This window comes from Rhodoplanes sp. SY1, assembly GCF_046000175.1.
GTDB lineage: Bacteria > Pseudomonadota > Alphaproteobacteria > Rhizobiales > Xanthobacteraceae > Rhodoplanes.
The window spans coordinates 1-487 of sequence record NZ_JBEOMB010000239.1; the positions used below are offsets into that span (position 1 = coordinate 1).

Sequence of the window (487 nt, forward strand, 5' to 3'; positions counted from 1 at the left end):
GTCACCGAGGCGCAGACCTATTGCCGCCTCGACATTCCGTATCCGAAGGCGGCCGGCCCGGGCAGCGTGTTCCGCATCATCGGCTTCACCACGCCGATCGACGAGACGCACTGCTACGTCTTCTTCTGGCGCATGCGCAAGATCGACGGCCTCGCGCGGCAGGCGTGGCGCTTCCTCTACCGCGCCATGCTGGAAGAGCGGCACTGGCACGTGCTCGAACAGGATCGCGAGATGCTGGAGGACATGCCGGACGACGCCCGCATGCGCGAGATGCTCTATCAACACGATATCGGCGTGTCGCGCATGCGCCAGATGCTCACCCGCGCCGCCAAGGCGCAGATCGCCGCCGAGGACGCCGCCGCGGCGCGGACGGCCGTCTGAACGAGAGCCGCGGAGGCGGGCAAGGCGCATGCTGAACGGACGCACCATCGTCGTCACCGGAGCGGCCCGCGGGGTCGGCCGCGCGATCGCGGAGGCGTGCGGCCGC

1 pseudogene is annotated in these 487 nt (G+C 69.8%); it reads left to right on the forward strand.

The features are described from left to right. Positions 1-381 (forward strand): annotated as a pseudogene (locus tag ABTU92_RS28835) (aromatic ring-hydroxylating dioxygenase subunit alpha); the annotation flags it as partial. Positions 382-487 lie beyond the last annotated feature (106 nt).